The organism is Psychrobacter sp. GTC18467 (genome assembly GCF_055397455.1).
In genome coordinates, this window is the sequence record NZ_AP038920.1 from 1,475,664 (window position 1) to 1,492,665 (window position 17,002).

General features: G+C 47.5%; 14 protein-coding genes and 2 tRNA genes. 8 read left to right on the forward strand and 8 right to left on the reverse strand.

What is annotated here, in order from left to right; all coding sequences use genetic code 11:
* From nusB to hisF, 3 genes are all read right to left on the reverse strand, one after another.
* Complete coding sequence (nusB, locus tag ACZ5XY_RS06360) at positions 1–1,152, reverse strand: transcription antitermination factor NusB (protein ID WP_464740001.1); 1,152 nt, start codon at positions 1,150–1,152, stop codon at positions 1–3.
* Positions 1,153–1,500: 348 nt separating this feature from the next.
* Positions 1,501–2,016, reverse strand: a complete 516-nt coding sequence (ribH, locus tag ACZ5XY_RS06365) for a 6,7-dimethyl-8-ribityllumazine synthase (protein WP_464740003.1) — start codon at positions 2,014–2,016, stop codon at positions 1,501–1,503.
* Between the two features lie 101 nt (positions 2,017–2,117).
* Positions 2,118–2,900 carry an imidazole glycerol phosphate synthase subunit HisF gene (gene hisF, locus ACZ5XY_RS06370; protein WP_464740005.1) on the reverse strand — a complete coding sequence of 261 codons (783 nt, stop codon included), beginning with the start codon at positions 2,898–2,900 and terminating at the stop codon, positions 2,118–2,120.
* A gap of 173 nt (positions 2,901–3,073) precedes the next feature.
* On the opposite strand from hisF, the gene ACZ5XY_RS06375 reads away from it, so the two are divergent.
* The 3 genes from ACZ5XY_RS06375 to ACZ5XY_RS06385 are packed head-to-tail and all read left to right on the forward strand — an operon-like array spanning position 3,074 to position 5,383.
* Positions 3,074–4,114: a homoserine kinase gene (locus ACZ5XY_RS06375; protein WP_464740006.1), complete on the forward strand. Its 1,041-nt coding sequence runs from the start codon at positions 3,074–3,076 to the stop codon at positions 4,112–4,114.
* A gap of 44 nt (positions 4,115–4,158) precedes the next feature.
* Entirely contained in the window at positions 4,159–4,452 is a 294-nt protein-coding gene (locus ACZ5XY_RS06380) for a putative signal transducing protein (protein ID WP_464740008.1), read from the forward strand.
* Between the two features lie 25 nt (positions 4,453–4,477).
* Positions 4,478–5,383 carry a class II glutamine amidotransferase gene (locus ACZ5XY_RS06385; protein ID WP_464743799.1) on the forward strand — a complete coding sequence of 302 codons (906 nt, stop codon included), beginning with the start codon at positions 4,478–4,480 and terminating at the stop codon, positions 5,381–5,383.
* Here ACZ5XY_RS06385 and ACZ5XY_RS06390 read toward each other — a convergent pair.
* Positions 5,380–5,898, reverse strand: coding sequence for a YchJ family protein (locus ACZ5XY_RS06390; RefSeq protein ID WP_464740010.1), 519 nt, complete (start codon positions 5,896–5,898; stop codon positions 5,380–5,382). The genes ACZ5XY_RS06385 and ACZ5XY_RS06390 overlap by 4 nt on opposite strands.
* On the reverse strand, positions 5,898–6,629 hold the full coding sequence (locus ACZ5XY_RS06395) for a metal-dependent hydrolase (protein WP_464740012.1): 732 nt from the start codon (positions 6,627–6,629) through the stop codon (positions 5,898–5,900). The genes ACZ5XY_RS06390 and ACZ5XY_RS06395 overlap by 1 nt, the downstream gene beginning before the upstream one ends.
* Positions 6,630–6,715: 86 nt before the next feature.
* Between ACZ5XY_RS06395 and ACZ5XY_RS06400 the strand changes: the two genes are divergently transcribed.
* A complete protein-coding gene (locus ACZ5XY_RS06400; RefSeq protein WP_464740014.1) occupies positions 6,716–7,690 on the forward strand; it encodes a DUF3025 domain-containing protein in 975 nt (324 codons plus the stop codon).
* Between the two features lie 345 nt (positions 7,691–8,035).
* Positions 8,036–10,882, forward strand: coding sequence for an aconitate hydratase AcnA (acnA, locus tag ACZ5XY_RS06405; protein ID WP_464740016.1), 2,847 nt, complete (start codon positions 8,036–8,038; stop codon positions 10,880–10,882).
* Between the two features lie 146 nt (positions 10,883–11,028).
* Here acnA and ACZ5XY_RS06410 read toward each other — a convergent pair.
* From ACZ5XY_RS06410 to gltX, 3 genes are all read right to left on the reverse strand, one after another.
* Positions 11,029–11,104, reverse strand: a tRNA-Glu gene (locus ACZ5XY_RS06410).
* A gap of 105 nt (positions 11,105–11,209) precedes the next feature.
* Positions 11,210–11,285: transfer RNA gene (locus tag ACZ5XY_RS06415), tRNA-Ala, on the reverse strand.
* Positions 11,286–11,440: 155 nt separating this feature from the next.
* Positions 11,441–12,958, reverse strand: coding sequence for a glutamate--tRNA ligase (gene gltX, locus ACZ5XY_RS06420; RefSeq protein WP_464740018.1), 1,518 nt, complete (start codon positions 12,956–12,958; stop codon positions 11,441–11,443).
* Between the two features lie 242 nt (positions 12,959–13,200).
* On the opposite strand from gltX, the gene rsmH reads away from it, so the two are divergent.
* From rsmH to ACZ5XY_RS06435, 3 genes are all read left to right on the forward strand, one after another.
* Positions 13,201–14,244 carry a 16S rRNA (cytosine(1402)-N(4))-methyltransferase RsmH gene (gene rsmH, locus ACZ5XY_RS06425; protein ID WP_464740020.1) on the forward strand — a complete coding sequence of 348 codons (1,044 nt, stop codon included), beginning with the start codon at positions 13,201–13,203 and terminating at the stop codon, positions 14,242–14,244.
* A gap of 173 nt (positions 14,245–14,417) precedes the next feature.
* Positions 14,418–14,804: a cell division protein FtsL gene (ftsL, locus tag ACZ5XY_RS06430; RefSeq protein ID WP_464740022.1), complete on the forward strand. Its 387-nt coding sequence runs from the start codon at positions 14,418–14,420 to the stop codon at positions 14,802–14,804.
* Positions 14,801–16,984 carry a peptidoglycan D,D-transpeptidase FtsI family protein gene (locus ACZ5XY_RS06435; protein WP_464740024.1) on the forward strand — a complete coding sequence of 728 codons (2,184 nt, stop codon included), beginning with the start codon at positions 14,801–14,803 and terminating at the stop codon, positions 16,982–16,984. Before ftsL ends, ACZ5XY_RS06435 begins: the two co-directional genes overlap by 4 nt.
* Positions 16,985–17,002 lie beyond the last annotated feature (18 nt).

A 17,002-nucleotide genomic window follows, 5' to 3' on the forward strand; every position in this document is an offset into this window, starting at 1 on the left:
TTAGCCGTTGTTATTATCGTTGTTGGATTTGTCATCATTACGGCGTGGTCTATCAGAACGTGAATTATCAAATCGAGGTTTGTCCGATTTTGATTGGTCAAAGCGCGGCTTACCACCATTTGATGGCGATTTTTTAAACGGTTTTTTATCGCGATTTGGCGCGTATTTATCGCGGCGTTTATCGTCGCGGTTCGCGCTGCCGCGTTTAGAATCATCGCGATTAAACTTGCCACTTTTTGGCTTATCACTTCTGTTTCTGCCGTCTTTACCTTTTCCGTCTTTGCTTTTATCGCCTCGGTTGAAACTGCCTTTTGACTGGTCTTTTTTTACAAAGTCGCGATTGCTACGGTCGTCTTTGTTATCGCGAGCGCTTGCCGAATCACTTGTTGAGTTTACGGTTTCATTGTCACGATTGGGTCTTTCGCGTTTAACGTCGGTTTTATTGGCGCTGATTCGCGGTTTGTCGGAGGGCACGTCTTCCCGCGGCTGATTTTGCTCAGCAAGCAAGGTTTTTTTGTTGATGATGGTGACGTTTTTGGCGTTGGGCTGCGCTTTTGTAGTTTGCGATTTTTGAGCGCGGGGATTGACATCGTTTTCAGCGGCAACTTCAACGGCGCGAAGGTTTGCGGCAAGTTTATCGAGAACGGCGTTGATGAGTTTATGAGCGTCGGTGGCGCCAAAATGGTTGTTCAGCTTCATCGCTTCATCAAGAACGATTTTATAAGGAATCTCAAGGTGCGATTGCAGCTCGTAAGCGCCAATCAATAAAATCGCGTGTTCAACGGCGTCAATTTGGCTCAAGTCGCGGTCAAGCTGCTCGCCAATTAGGGCATCAAGCGCGTCGATTTGCTCAGGAATGTCGCGCATCATCTCGTGATAATAGCCCAAATGCACGGTATGCATGGCATTGTTGGCGCGCGTTCTTGCGGCAATGTCATGCGGCGCATTGCTTTTCCAGTCGCGCAGACCTTCAACATCGAACCGATGGTCGGTCATCAGCCATTCATAAATGCCTTGAAGCGCAAAACGGCGCGCCTTTCGCATTGCCGCGTGACCAGTTTTGTACGTCGATTCGCTCATATCAAAGCTTTGGTCGGATTCACTTGCCGGAGTCATAGGGGCAGGTTGAGGGCGATTGAATTGGTCAGTCATAACTAAAAATTACCTAATGGGATTTGATTTTTAAAAATCAGAAAAATTAAAATCGCAAAATCAAAAGCTTATCGCCATGATAAAGCAAATCGTGCCGCAAGATGTTAAATAATGGTAAGGGGTGGCCAATTTTGGTAAATAAAACCAATTTGGCAAATCCTTGTCACAACGTCGCCAAAACGTGATGACTTAAAAGTAAAAAAGCAAAAATAACAGCGCCGTTATTTTAATAAAAAATGAAAAAATTTACCGCTTATTTTTTACAAAAGCGGTAAATTGATGATAAATACAATAAAAAAGCCGGTCAAAATAACGGGCAAGCTACTAATATAACGAGCAAGCTACCAATTATTCATCGTCAACGCCATTATCAAGCTGCGACAACACGGCGATCATTTCAAGGGCAACCATGGCGGCTTCTGCGCCTTTGTTTCCGGCTTTGGTTCCTGAGCGCTCAATGGCTTGCTCGATGCTGTCGGTGGTGAGCACGCCGTTGGTGACCGGAATATTGTAATCGGTTGCCACGCGTGATAAGCCTTTTGCTGACTCACTTGCCACAACATCAAAATGCGGCGTGCTGCCACGGATAATGGCGCCAAGTGCCACAATCGCGTCAAAGCGGTCGGATTCTGCCGCTTGCTGAGCGACCAATGGTAACTCAAACGCGCCTGGAACGCGAATCACAGTGATGTTGCTGCCAGAAACGCCGTGACGAAGTAGCGCGTCAATGGCGCCATCAACTAAAGATTCCACCACAAAGCCGTTAAAGCGGGCAACAACGATGCCAATACGGGCATCGGTATTTTGGTGCAGCGCGCCATCAATATGGGTGACCGCCGAGCGCTCATCTTGTAAATTGGTCATAACTTGTCCTTTTGCAATCAGATTTGGAAATTGGCAATTTTTAATGGTAATTAGGGTTTTTTGAATAAAACAAACATGTTAGCGCTATCATAACATTTTTTTTAAAATCGCATGGGAATTCCTTTGGCTGCCATAAATTCTTTGGCTTCTAAAATGGTGTGCTCGCCGAAATGAAAAATGCTGGCAGCAAGCACCGCATCCGCGCCGCCCTCTAACACGCCGTCCGCCAAATGCTGCAAATTGCCAACGCCGCCTGAAGCAATGACCGGAACGCTCACGCGATTAGTAATTGCGCGCATCAATGCCAAATCGTAGCCTTTTTTAGTACCATCGCCATCCATTGAGGTGACCAGCAGCTCGCCTGCGCCCAAATCCGCCATTTTTTGTGACCACTCGACCGCGTCAATGCCGGTGGGCTTTCTGCCGCCGTGGGTAAAAATCTCCCATTTTGGCGTTAATACGCCATCGACCATCACGTCATCAACGCGTTTGGCGTCAATGGCAGCAACGATGCATTGGTTGCCAAATTTTTGCGCCGCCTCGCCGACAAATTCAGGAGTGAAAACCGCCGCCGAGTTAATCGCCACTTTGTCCGCGCCCGCATTTAACAAATTGCGAATGTCCTCAATTTTACGAACGCCGCCGCCAACGGTTAGCGGCACAAATACCGTTTCGGCAATGCGCTCGACCATGTGATAAGTGGTATCACGACCGTGATGGGTGGCGGTAATGTCCAAAAAAGTAATTTCGTCCGCGCCTTGCTCATTGTAGCGTCGGGCAATTTCAACAGGGTCGCCGGCGTCCTTGATGTCCACAAACTGAACGCCTTTCACCACTCGACCATTATCGACATCCAAACACGGAATGATTCGCTTTGCTAACATAGGGGGTTTCGCCTTATAATTCATGAATTAATAATCGCTAGTCTATCAAAATCAGCACCGTATCAGGCATTTTTGCAAAACTTTATTTAACAGCGCGGTGACCTTGCCAGCAAATCAACCGTAGCTGCGCCGCTTTGCTATTTTTCAATTCTTAACGCCACAAGTGAGAAGCCATGTCCGTCTATACCCAACTAACCAATGACCAGTTTTCAGAATTTTGCGCCCAATTTGGCGTTGATTTTGCCCGCGCCATTCCCATCACCCAAGGCATCAAAAATTCCAACTGGTTTATTGAAACCACGGCAAATACTGACGGCAATCCCGACTTTGTGTTTACCTTATTTGAAGAGCGCCCGCCAAGCGACATCGAAAAAATGGCGGTTATTTTAAATCAATTGTCAGGAAAATTGCCCGTTGCTGCCCCAAAAGCATTGATTAATAGCAAAAAAAATGACGTTAATAATGCTAACAATGATAAAAGTGACGGCAGCCAATTTGTCATCCATTACGACGATAAAGCCATCACTTTAGTGCCGTGCTTGGCAGGCGAGCACCCTAAGCAGACTACCGAAGCCATGTGCTTTGACATGGGGGCGGCTTTGGCGGTGCTTCATGAAACCTTGCAAAGTTTGCACCCAATGGAAGATTTTGGCGTCGCGCTGTATCCTTGGGACAGCGTTCGTGACCGCGAAATGCAATTTATGCCAAGTGATGAAGCCAAACTTATGGGTGATATTTGGCGCGCTTATGATGCCTTGCCGCTAAGTGAGTTGCCAAAAGGGCTTTGTCATCTCGACATGTTTGCCGACAACACCCTTTGGGATTTGACAGGCGACAGTGCTACCTTAACCGGACTGCTTGATTTTACCGAGGTCAGCGTTGAGCATTACGTCATGGACATTGCCATCACCATCAACGATTTTTGCACCACTTGGGGCTTTGCAGAAACAGGCGAATCGGTTGATTTTGATCGCAAAAAAATGACCGCGTTTTTACAAGGTTATGAGTCTAAACGCACCCTTGATAACCATGAAAAACGCGCGCTGCCAGTGATGCTTGCCAAAGCGGCAGTGATATTTTGGCTGCTTCGCTTAAACGTCATTCACTACAACCGAACCGAGGGGCGAACTGGCGACAACATTATGGTGAAAAATCCGGACTTGATGAAACGCCTTGCCGCGTATCATTGGTCGCAGGTGGAAAAAGCCCATTAAAAATTAGCGGCTAAAAATAAGCCAACAACGAAAAGGACATTCAAATGACGAATAAAGTCGACAACTGGCAAAAGCTGGCGCGCTACGACACCAACATTCAAGGCGAATTGCACGCCAATTTGTTAAAAAATAATGGCATTGAGGTGTCCTTGCAAGCACTAAGCGCCTTGCCGGGGCTAAATTCTGGCATCGTGCTTTGGGTTCAGCAGGACGATTTAGCAAAAGCTCAGCGCATTTTAAACGACATTGCCGTTGAAACTGATATCGATAGTGATGCTAATATGGAAGGCGGCGACGATGACTTAGGCGCGATTGATGAGCGCGGCAATGGGAAATAGAGATAATCAAAGCGGTAGCGAAACTATGTGTCAACTGTTAGGAATGAACTGTAACACCCCAACCGATATTGGCTTTAGCTTTTCAGGGTTTCGGCAGCGCGGCGGCAATACCGACCGCCATGAGGACGGCTTTGGCATTGCCTTTTTTGAAAAAAGCAGCTGTGAATCCCAAAACGGCGGCAATTCGGCAACTGGACTTCGCGTGTTTCATGACAACCGGCCTAGCCATTTGTCGCCGGTGGCGGACTTGGTCAATCATTATCCGATTAAAGCGATGAACGTAATTGCCCATATCCGCAAGGCAACCCAAGGTCAAAACTGCTTGGCAAATACCCATCCGTTTGTGCGCGAAGTTTGGGGCGAGCAGTGGGTGTTTGCCCATAACGGTCAGATGAATAAAGCCTTTGTTGAGCGCTGCCGCCGCTTGCAAGACAATGGCAACGCCGTTCATTGTCAGCCGGTTGGCACGACCGATTCGGAAGTGGCGTTTTGCTACTTGATTAACCGGCTAAAAAGCACCTTTAAATCACGACCGGACGACAAGGTATTGTTTAACTTTTTGACCACGCAATGCCGATATTTATCCGCCAATGGCTTGTTTAACTGCTTATTGTCAAATGGCACTTGGCAATTGGCTTATGCCGGAAGTTTGCTGTTTTATCTCACACGGCAAGCGCCGTTTGGCGAGGCAAAATTGTCTGATGAGGACTTGTCGATTAACTTTAGTGATGTGACCACGGACAATGATCGCGTGACCATTTTGGTGACTGTGCCGTTAACCCAAAATGAGAAATGGCAACAGCTTGCGGTCAATGAGTGCTTAATTTTTCAAGATGGCGCGGTCATTCATCAGGACAGCCCAAGCCTTCGCAAGTTTTTAACCATTGATGAGGGTATAGCGATTGCAAGAGCGGTTGGGGCGAGTGTTTAGGGTAAAAACCGACCACAACACCGCTTAAACTTCTCCCCTGATCCGCAACTACAAGGCTGTTTTTGGCTCATTTTAAAGTCAACGGTTGGGTCTAAAAAATACCACCGCGCACTTTGGTTGCTGTTTTTAACCAAAACAAAGCTTGATAACTCATGATGCGCTTGCAAGCCGTTGTTATCGTTAAAATAAGCTTTAAACTCAACTTGAGCGTGGCGTTTGCCGATGGGTTTATGATTGATAATTTCAAGTCCTGACCACGCCGTATCTTTTGCCCAAGCTGCAATCGCACTTTTATCAAGGAGCAGCTGCTGAGCGGGCAAGGTTGTGTTAATAATATACTCGGGATTGACCATCACAAACGCGCTATAGCGGCTGCGCATCAGCTGTTCGGCAGTTTTCGGCAATCTGCCTTCGTGGAATGGCTTGCAGCAGTCACGATAACTTTTGCCATTTTCTAAATTTTTCGCGTTTGAATTTGACAATAAATCAGGCGTAATTTGACAGGGGCAGCGCATTAAATAACCTCCGAGCCTTGTAAAAAGTCTTCAATAATATCAGGCAACACGCCAACTTTGAGCTGTGACCACGGTTTTGGATTGGCAACCGTCTGCCAAAACGGCGCAAAGGGCGGTGCGGCAAACAGCAATAAAATAAGCAGCGCGTAAATGATGCCATAGCGCCAGTTGTCCTTGTGCTGATAAAATTTCATTGCTGTTCCCGCCGAGCGCTTGAGCGTCATTCCGGACAAATTGACGCTGTACATCTCATCAAGGGTTAAATGAACAATCGCGCCCATGAACAAAAACAAGCCGTAAAACCAGCTTATCACCACGTCATTTTTAAAGCCGTAATAGCTCAAGCAGGTCAAAAGCAGCCCCAAAATCGCCATATACGGCACGGAGTGAATCACCCCGCGATGAACGGTCACTTTTTTAAACCATTTCAGCACCAAATAGCGCATCACCCCATAGCCGATAAACCAAAGCACGATGAGTGACACCAAGCTTAACTGACTGCGCCAATGCATCACAAGGGCAAAAGCGACGATAAGCGAGGCGATATTAAAGCCAAATTTTACCGGCGTTGAGTGGTCGGAATCCAAATCCGGCAGCAGTCCGCCGACCGTTCCAAGCGCGGTACAGATTAAAAATCCTGAATCATTGACCAGTCCTGCCTTATAAACTGTGAGGCTGAGCACCGCGCTGACCGCAAACGCGCCGGTTAAATGGGTATTAAAATTTGCCATAACTTCCAAATCATCTGCTGATCATCCCGATAAAAGGTGCGCTATGATACCATGATGCCCATTTTTCGGCGAAAGGCGTGTTGATAATGACCTCAAAAAAATTAGAAATGGCGGCAAATTCTGAAAAAGCTGTTTTTATAAACCAAGCTAATTTTGCAAAAATTGACTGGCAAGCACCGTGGCTTTGGCATCTCAACCATCGTGAGATATTAGAAAGCGGCGTTAAGGCAATGATTAGCGATAATTTAAAAAATCCCTCTGCCCAGCCGACAAATTATGACAGTACCAAAATTGCTGAGTTACTCAATCAAGCGTTAGCAACAATAAACGCGGACAAAGGCAAAACCGCAACCACTTTTCCAATCAAAGATTTGAAGGCAAAACCGCTAAAATTTGTGTCACAAAATGCGTTGCCTGAAGGCGAGAGCTACGAAGCCTTTATCGGCAACTCAGGGCAAATCCCCACCCGCGATAACTTGCATGATTTGTTTAACGGCAGCATTTGGCTCACCTTTCCTAAAACCAAAGCTCGGCTTAATTTTCACCATATGCAGCAAATCCGTCAGTTTGGTGAGGCGCAAGGTCGCGGCAGGGTTCGCGATACCATCACTGTTTTTGATGAAAATGGCGCGATTTTGGTAACCGCAAATCCTGATATTGGTGATGCGCTTAAAGCCTTTAATTGGCAAGACTGTTTGGTCAATCCGCGAGCTGATTGGGACGATCCGACCGCGCCAAAGTTGGACGCCAAAGCTTGCGTTTATATTTTTGGTCATGCGCTTCTTGAGCAGCTGATTGCCCCGCGAAAGCCACTTTGCGCGCATAGTTTAATTATTCACGTTGACCCCAGTTTTTTTGCCAAATCGATGATTGACAAAATGGCGTATTTGGATGAGGTGTTAGCCACCGCCGTTGATGAGTTGCTAACGGGCGATAACGTCACGCCTAAGCAGTTATCGCCGCTACCGATTTTGGGCGTGCCAAATTTTTGGGAAGAAAACGAGGATAAAGAATTTTATCACGACCACTTTGTATTTCGCAGTGGTCGCCGAAAATCATAAATCCTTTATAGTTAATACAAAATAAAAGAGATACATTTTTTAGAAACGCTCAACTGGTATAAATTTTTTTTGCTTGCTGTTCGCAAGCTCACAGAGGCTACAAAAAATTCATTCCAGTATCGCTGTATTACTTTTATATGATGTTGACTATATTACAAGATAAAATAATAACCGTTCTTAGTAAGCGCTTGTTTTGGTTACCATTGTGCCACGATTTGCTTAACAGTTGGCGTTAACAAAGGTTTGGCGATTTGATATGGTAGAAAGATGAATGATGCCAATTTGGGTCATTTTAAGCCACCTTATAATGATAACAATCAATAACCAAAACAAAAGGAAGCGACCATGAGCGATATTTTTAAGGTCAAAGCCAAGCTGACGGCAGCAGGCAAGGATTATACTTATTTTAGCCTTCCCAAGCTTGCCGAGCGCTTTGATAACATCAACAGCTTGCCATATTGCATGAAAATTGTATTGGAAAACCTGCTGCGCCACGAAGATGGCGGTCAGTCGGTCGGTCAAAAGCACATCGAAGCGGTTGCCAAATGGGACTGCGGCGCTGAGCCTTGCCAAGAAATTGCTTTTATGCCGGCGCGGGTGGTGCTGCAAGACTTTACCGGCGTGCCCTCGGTCGTTGATTTAGCCGCAATGCGCGATGCGGTGGTTAAGCTTGGCGGAAAGGCTGAGCAAATTAACCCGTTTATCCCAAGCGAGCTGGTCGTTGACCACTCGGTTCAGGTCGATGTTTATGGTCGCGAAGATGCCCTCGATTTAAACAAAAAGATTGAATTTGAGCGCAACAATGAGCGCTATGAGTTTTTGCATTGGGGCAAGCAAGCGTTTAAAAACTTTGCGGTGGTGCCACCTGCTACCGGAATTGTGCACCAAGTCAACCTTGAATATTTGGCGCGCGTGGTCATGGAAGCTGAAACTGATACGGGCGACGGCAAGGAATTAACGGCGTATCCGGATACGGTTTTTGGCACAGACAGCCACACGACGATGATTAATGGCATTGGCGTGTTGGGTTGGGGCGTGGGCGGCATTGAAGCTGAAGCGGCAATGCTCGGTCAACCGTCCTCAATGCTCATTCCGCAAGTGGTGGGCTTTGAGCTGACCGGAAAATTAAGCGAAGGCGTCACCGCTACGGACTTGGTACTTCGCGTGGTTGAAATGCTGCGCGCTCATGGCGTGGTGGGCAAATTTGTGGAATTTTTTGGCGAAGGTTTGGCACAAATGCCGCTTGCCGACCGCGCCACCATTGCCAATATGTCGCCTGAATACGGTGCCACTTGCGGGATTTTTCCAATTGATAAAGTTGCTATTGACTACCTGCGGCTGTCTGGTCGTGATGAAGCGCATATTGAATTGGTCGAAGCTTACGCCCGAGCTCAAGGGCTTTGGCATGATGAAACTAGCAAAAGGGCGTGCTATTCAAGTATGCTGCATCTCGATATGGCAACGGTTGTGCCGTCGCTTGCAGGACCTAAACTGCCACATCAGCGCATTGCTTTAGCCGATATGCACCAAAGCTTTGGCGAAACGCTGCATACGATGAAAAAAGACCGTAAAGCTGAAGTTAAAGGTAAAGTCCGCTTTGATCAAGAAGGCGGCAAACAAGAACAAGCTAAAGAACTTGCCGCCCATCCAAAACTAGAGGTTGCTACCGAAGTCCCCCACGACAAAAACGCCCCAAGAGGCGTGTTTTCAACGGTAACGATTAACGACAAAGAGCATAAGCTTTGTGACGGCTCAGTAGTTATCGCTGCGATTACCTCATGTACCAACACCTCAAACCCTGCCGTGATGATTGGCGCAGGATTGGTTGCTAAAAACGCTGCGGCAAAAGGTCTTAAAGCCAAACCTTGGGTAAAAACGTCTTTAGCCCCCGGTTCCAAAGTGGTCACTGATTATTTGCATAAAACTAACCTTATGGATGAGCTTGAAAAAGTGGGCTTTTACCTTGTGGGTTATGGCTGCACCACTTGTATCGGTAACTCAGGACCCTTGCCGGATGTCATCGAAAAAGGCATTAAAGATAATGAATTAATCGTGTCCTCAGTCTTGTCCGGCAACCGAAACTTTGAAGGTCGAATTCACCCTTCGGTGAAAACCAACTACCTTGCCTCACCGCCTTTGGTCGTGGTTTATGCTTTGGCAGGAACGGTTGATATTGACTTAACCCATCAGCCGCTTGGTTGCGATACTGATGGCAACGACGTTTATTTAAAAGACATTTGGCCAACGTCAAAACAAATTGACGAGCTGATTGCCAACAACATTGACGCCGACATGTTCCATAAAAACTACGGCAAAGTCTTTGAAGGCAGTGAAGAGTGGAACGCCATTCACTCGTCCTCAAGTGAGCTTTATCCGTGGAATGAAGCCTCAACCTACATCAAAAACCCACCGTTTTTTGACGGTATGCAAATGGAGCCTGAAGGCATGAGCGATATTAAAGACGCTCGGATTTTGGGCGTTTTTGGCGACAACATCACCACCGACCACATCTCGCCTGCCGGCAGTATTGCGCCGGACTCTCCTGCCGGAAAATACCTACAAGAGCGCGGCGTCATGCCTGCTGACTTTAACAGCTACGGCTCGCGGCGCGGTAACGATGCGGTCATGACGCGCGGCACCTTTGCCAATATTCGCATTAAAAACCTGATGATGGGCGGAATGGAAGGCGGCTATACCTATTATTTTAAAGGCGATAATGCCAGTCTTAGCGATGGCGAAAAAATGTCCATTTACGATGCCGCCATGAAATATAAAGAAGATAAAAGACCGCTCATTGTCATTGGCGGTGAGGAATATGGCACCGGCTCAAGCCGCGATTGGGCGGCAAAAGGCACCAATTTGCTTGGCGTAAAAGCCGTTCTTGCCGCCTCGTTTGAAAGAATCCACCGCTCAAACCTCATTGGCATGGGGGTGTTGCCGCTCACCTTTAAAGATGGTGAAAACGCCGAAACCCATAATCTTGACGGCTCAGAAGTCATTAGCATCTCAGGGCTTGATGACCCAAACAAGCATACGGCAACCGTTACCGCCACCCGAGCCGACGGCAGCACGACTACCTTTGATGTTCATATCATGCTGCAAACGCCAAAAGAGCGCGAGTATGTTTGTCACGGCGGCGTCTTGCATTACGTGCTTCGGCAGTTGGCTTGTGAAAACAAACAAGCCTCTTAACTTTAATAAGCTATAAAAAGAAAACCTGACTATATGGTCAGGTTTTAGCTTAAAATTAAGCATAAAAAAAGCCCAATCAAAACGATTGGGCTTTTTGCGGTGTCAGCTTTTCAGTCTTACCGTTTGCTGATGTGACGCCTAAATAGTGGCGTCCCCACGGGGATTCGAACCCCGGTTACCGCCGTGAAAGGGCGATGTCCTAGGCCTCTAGACGATGGGGACGCAAAGAGCGATATATCACTATATCAATCAATATCAGTTGCTTTTTCAAGCTTGCCTAGGTGCTGATATTGAATCTTAGCAAGAAAGTTAATAAATTAACTAGCGTGGTGGAGCTAAACGGAGTCGAACCGTTGACCCCTTGCATGCCATGCAAGTGCTCTACCAACTGAGCTATAGCCCCTCGCTAAGAGTGATGCGTATTTTAGGGAATGATGATTAGGTTGTCAACCCTTTATTTTAAAAAAAGTGAAAAAAAAGCGCTAATTTAATAAAAAGAGGGATAAAAACCAATTCTTATTAACTTAGCGCTAAATTAAGCTATTGATTTTAATACTTTTAATCTGCTAAAAAATTTGGCAACTCGCTGGCTTGTTTTTCCAATTTTTTCAGTTTTTTCTTGCCCAGACCGCCCAAAATTTCAATGGCATGACGCAAGCGGTTCAAGGTCATGTCCGCGCCAATGATTGCCATGGAGTTCATCACCGGCGTTGAGGCGGTGCTACCGGCAATCGCCACAAAAAACGGCGCCATAAAATCGCGAAGTTTAATATCAAGGGCGCCAGATAAGCCTTTCATCACCGCAAAAATATTGTCCTCACGCCAAACAGGCAACACCTCAAGCTGCCAAAGCGCCAATTGCAAAATCTCGATGATTTGCTCGGGGCTTAATGATTTGTGCGCAAAGTCATCAGCGCTGATGGCAGGCAGATTTTGAAAATAAAAGCCGCCCCAATTGACGGCGTCGGATAATAGCTCAATTCGTGGTTGAATGGCGGCAGCAATGGCGGTTAATTTGTCGCTGTCATTGGCCCAAGCTAAGATTTTTTCTTTAAGTTCGCTTGGCGTTAATGCGCGAAGCCATTCGGCGTTGAGCCAATACAGTTTTTCAATGTCAAAAATAGGACCGCCAAGGGAGACGCGCTGAATGTCAAAGCTGGCAATCATCTCATCCAAGGTGAATTTTTCGGCATCATTAGGCAACGAGTAGCCCATTCTGCCCAAATAGTTTAACAGCGCTTCAGGCATCACGCCGGCATCGCGGTAGTAAGTGATGGAAGTTGGGTTTTTGCGTTTCGACAGTTTGGATTTGTCAGGGTTTCGCAGTAGCGGCATGTGACAAAGGGTTGGCATTTCCCAACCAAAATAGTCATAAAGCAGCTGATGCTTGGGGGCAGAGTTGAGCCATTCTTCACCGCGAAGCACGTGGCTGATTTCCATCAAATGGTCGTCAACAACGTTGGCTAAATGGTAGGTCGGCATGCCGTCGGCTTTGAGCAGTACTTGCATATCGACTTGCGACCACGGAATTTCAACGACGCCGCGAAGCATGTCGTGAATTTGGCAAACACCTTCGGTGGGAACGCGCATTCGGATAACAAACGGCGTGCCTTCAGCCACTTTTTTGTCCGACTCTTCACGGGTTAAATTGGCGTAACGACCGTCATAACGCGGGGTTTCGCCGTTTGCCATTTGCGCGGCGCGCATGGCGTCCAATTCCTCGGGGCTACAAAAGCAGCGAAAGGCGTGACCGGCGTCCAATAATTGCTCGGCGTACTTTTTATAAATCTCACTGCGCTCACTTTGACGATACGGCGCATGCTCACCGCCAACGTCAGGACCTTCGTCCCAATCCAAACCCACCCAGCGCAGGGCGTCCAAAATCATCTTTTCGGACTGCTCGGTGGAGCGGGTTTGGTCGGTGTCCTCAATTCGTAAAATAAACTTACCACCGTGGGCTTTGGCAAAGGCCAAGTTAAATAGCGCAATATAAGCGGTTCCGACGTGCGGAAATCCGGTGGGGGAGGGGGCAATTCGGGTGCGAACAGGGCGCTTGGTAGCAGCAGCTTGGGTCATAATATTCTCATCAGTGAAAAGGGTAAAATCAACTCGAAAAATGCGCTAAAATAGCCTTATTATAACAAAGTTGGCGAATATTTTTGCCAAAAACCGCCGTTGTGGCTTGACTCGCTGTGTAGGCTTGCGATAATAACGCCTAAAAAATCCTAACTCGTTTATTTTCTTCTGATTATTAACCGTTTTTGGGGTAAGTTTTGAAGCAAATTTAACAAATTTTTTATCCAAAGGGTGCGTGATAGATGCAAAAAGAAAACAGTTTGGCGGCATTAACCAGTCCTGATGCCAAGCAAGCTTTGGATATTAAAGACTTTTCTCATGATGCGGTGCTGCTAACTGAAACGGTGGCGGCGGTTTTGGGCGTCAAAAAATTAGCGCAAGAGAACGCGGCAACGCCCGAAGCAAAAAAGCACGAGGGCATTTTTGTGGATGCCACGTTTGGTCGCGGCGGTCACAGCCGATTATTGCTATCGCAATTAAGTGAAAACTCCAAGCTTATCGTTTTTGACAAAGACCCCACGGCAATTTTCGTGGCAAACGACTTGGCGGCAACTGATGACCGCGTTAGGGTTGTTCATGACAGCTTTGCAACTTTAGGTCAAAGTTTGGCAGCGCTGAACATTGATAAGGTCGATGGCATCATGGCGGATTTGGGCGTGTCCTCGCCGCAGCTTGATGATGGCAGCCGCGGTTTTAGTTTTATGCGCGACGGCGCGGTCGATATGCGAATGGACATAAGCCGTGGTCAATCGGTGGGCGAGTGGCTAAAAACCGTTGATGAGGACACCCTTGCCAACGTGTTGTTTGAATTTGGTGAGGAGCGGCATAGCCGCCGAATTGCCCGCGCCATTAAGCAAATGGACAGTTATGATTCCACATTAAAACTGGCGGAGGTGATTAAGCAGGCGCACCCCAACTGGCAAAAAGGCAAGCATCCGGCAACCCAAAGCTTTCAAGCAATGCGCATTTTTATTAATAATGAATTGGGCGATGTCGATGACTTTTTGGCGCAAACGATTGAGGTATTAAAACCAAATGCCAATCTTGCGGTGATTAGCTTTCACTCTTTAGAAGACCGCCGAATTAAGCAGTTTTTTGCCCGTCACAGTAAGGGTCAGTACCCTGAAGATGAGGCTTTGCCGATGCCACCAAAACGACCGCGCTATTTTAGTAAGCCTAAACGGGTCGGCGCAAGCAGCACTGAGCTTGCTAATAATCCGCGCTCAAGAAGCGCTTGGCTGCGATTTGCGGCGCGAACTGCTGAGGCTTATCAAGAAAAGGCTTAAAGTGGCAAAGTTAATGAAAAACAGGTGAAAAATTGGCGATTAAAAAGGCTAAGGTTTCGCGCAATATGACTAAGCTGTTAAACTCCTGTAAGCATTGTCTGCTAGTCTTAGTCGCAATTTTGCCGCTTTAGGTCAGTGCTGAGTAATTTTTATTTTATATTTTTGAGAGCGTCATGGCACGATTGGACAAACCGGCAAGCCGTCAAAAAACAATGATTTTGGGTAACGATATTAACGGCTTGATTGGCTTTGATTTTAACGCAGTTCGGCTTTATGTCGGTATATTGCTCGTGCTTGCCGTGCTTATCGTTTGGAGTGGCATTCGAACTGCCGAACAAGTTCAGCAGTATCATCAGGATTATAAGACCTTGCAAGACATGAAAAAACAAGAACGCTTGTTGCAAGTTGAGCATCAGCGGCTACTTATTGAACAACAAACCTTTAGTGCCACCCCACAAATTGCCAGTCGCGCCGTCACTGAGCTTGGCATGTTTTCGCCAACGCTCAACGATAAAATGGTCATTCAGCCCCAAGCGCCTAATCAAGGAGGCGCTCAATGACGGATAACAGCAAAAGCGGCAAAACGCCCAAAAGCCGGTCTGGACTCAACCGAAGCGCAATAAAGCCAAGCCCGAAAAGCTCAAGCAAAACTGCCCAAACGACTCAAGGCACGAAATCGGTCACCGGCGGCAAATCGAAACCTGCGGCAAAAACTGCTAAAACGGCAAAATCAGCAGCGGCTAGCAAAGGCGCGCGCCGCAAAACCAGTGCGCGCTCAAGCAAAGTAGCCACTCGCTTTACCAAACAAGACAAGAAAAAACTGCAAGGCGCTTACGTCAGCGTTAAAAATCGTGACCGCAATAAACCAGTATTTAGTAAGCCCTCAGGAGCATCAAAACGCGGCAGCCTTGACAGCGACAAAAATCGCTTTTTCACCATTTGGTTTTTAGCTGCTTGCGTGTTGTTTGGGTTGACCGGTCGCGCCTATTATTTACAAGTTGCCAACGCTAAATTTTATCAAGAAAAAGGCGATCAGCTGATCACCAGCGTTCGCTCGCAGCCCTCGTATCGCGGCATGATTACCGACCGCAACCACCTGCCGCTTGCGGTAAGCGCGCCTTTAGCCACCGTGTCTTTTAGTCCGTTTGATTATGCTCGTGAATATTATGAGCTCAAGCGCATCATTGCGGACAACCCTGATAAGCCAAAAATGCAAGAACGAATGCAAAAGCGCTTGGATAAAATGGATTTAAATCGCCTAGCGGCGGTGGCCGGCGTTCCGGTGGAAAACTTACAAAAAGCCGTTGGCATTGACCCAAATGTTGATGTGAGCGACCCTGAAGCGGTGAAAGCGGCCTTGCCATCGGGCGCAGGATCGCACTATTTGCCATTATTAAATAAAGTTACCCCTGAGATTGCCCAAAGCGTCAGTGCCCTTGACTTTGTCGGGGTGAATGAAAAAGTCTTTTTTCAGCGTTATTATCCGCAGCCGCAGCCCAACGCTCAGCTGCTTGGGTTTATGGGGCAAAATGCCAACGATCCAGATGGCGGTTATGAAGGTCGCGCCGGCATTGAGCGCCAATTTGAACAAGCCCTTGCCGGTGAGGCGGGTAAAGTTTTGGTGTTAAAAGACGCCAAACAAAACAGCTTAAAAGAATTAAAACAGTTGGCCCCTGAGATTGCAGGTCAAGACGTTACCCTGACCATTGACTCGCGATTGCAATATTTGCTGTATAAAGAGCTTGAAAAAGCAGGAAGGCTTCAAGAGGCGCGTTGGTCAACCGGAATGATCGTTGATGTTCAAAATGGCGAGGTGTTGGCGCTCTCCACCTGGCCGTCCTTTAATTCCAACAATTTAAATGAAATGACCGGCGAAAATCAGCGCAACCGCGCCCTGCTGGATGTGTTCGAACCTGGCTCGGTGATGAAGCCATTTACCGTTGCTGCTGCCTTAGACTCAGGAAAATATACCGCAAGCTCCTTGATTGACACCAATCCAGGCTCCATTCGCGTTCCAGGCTACACCATCCGCGACCATAATAATTTGGGAATGATTAACCTTGCGACGCTCCTGCAAAAATCAAGTAACGTTGCCTCCACCAAAATTGCCCTATCTTTGCCGCCCGATGGCATCACCAACATGCAAAAGCAATTTGGTTTTGGGGCAAAAACGCCGCTGAATTTCCCCGGCGAGGGTAGCGGAATTGTGGCAACTCCCAAAGAAAAGGAAATCGCTCGGCGGGCAACGGTCAGCTACGGCTATGGTCTGCAAGTGACGCTTGCCCAAATTGCGCAAGCTTATGCCGCGCTTGGGGCAGGTGGGGTAATGCACCCGTTAAGCATCGTCAAAACTGACCATCCGGCACCGGCAAAACGCATCATGGCGCACGATCAAGCCATGGCAATTGTGCAAATGCTTGAGTCCGTTACCGTTCCGGGCGGGACAGCAACGGCGGCGGCCATTGACGGTTACCGCGTTGCCGGTAAAACCGGAACCTCAAGACGGATCAATCCTGAGGGCGGCTATTATACCGACCAATACCGCAACGTGTTTGCTGGCATCGTTCCGGCGTCAAACCCAAGGCTTGTCGGCGTCGTTTTGGTGGAAGATCCGCGCAAGCAGTATTACGCCGGATTGACCTCGGCGCCGGTGTTTCATAACGTCATGAAAGAGGCGCTGCGCCTTTATAACGTGCCGCTTGATAAGCCGCTGACCACCAAAACTGCAACCCAACCATAATCCGTTAGTTTAACTGAC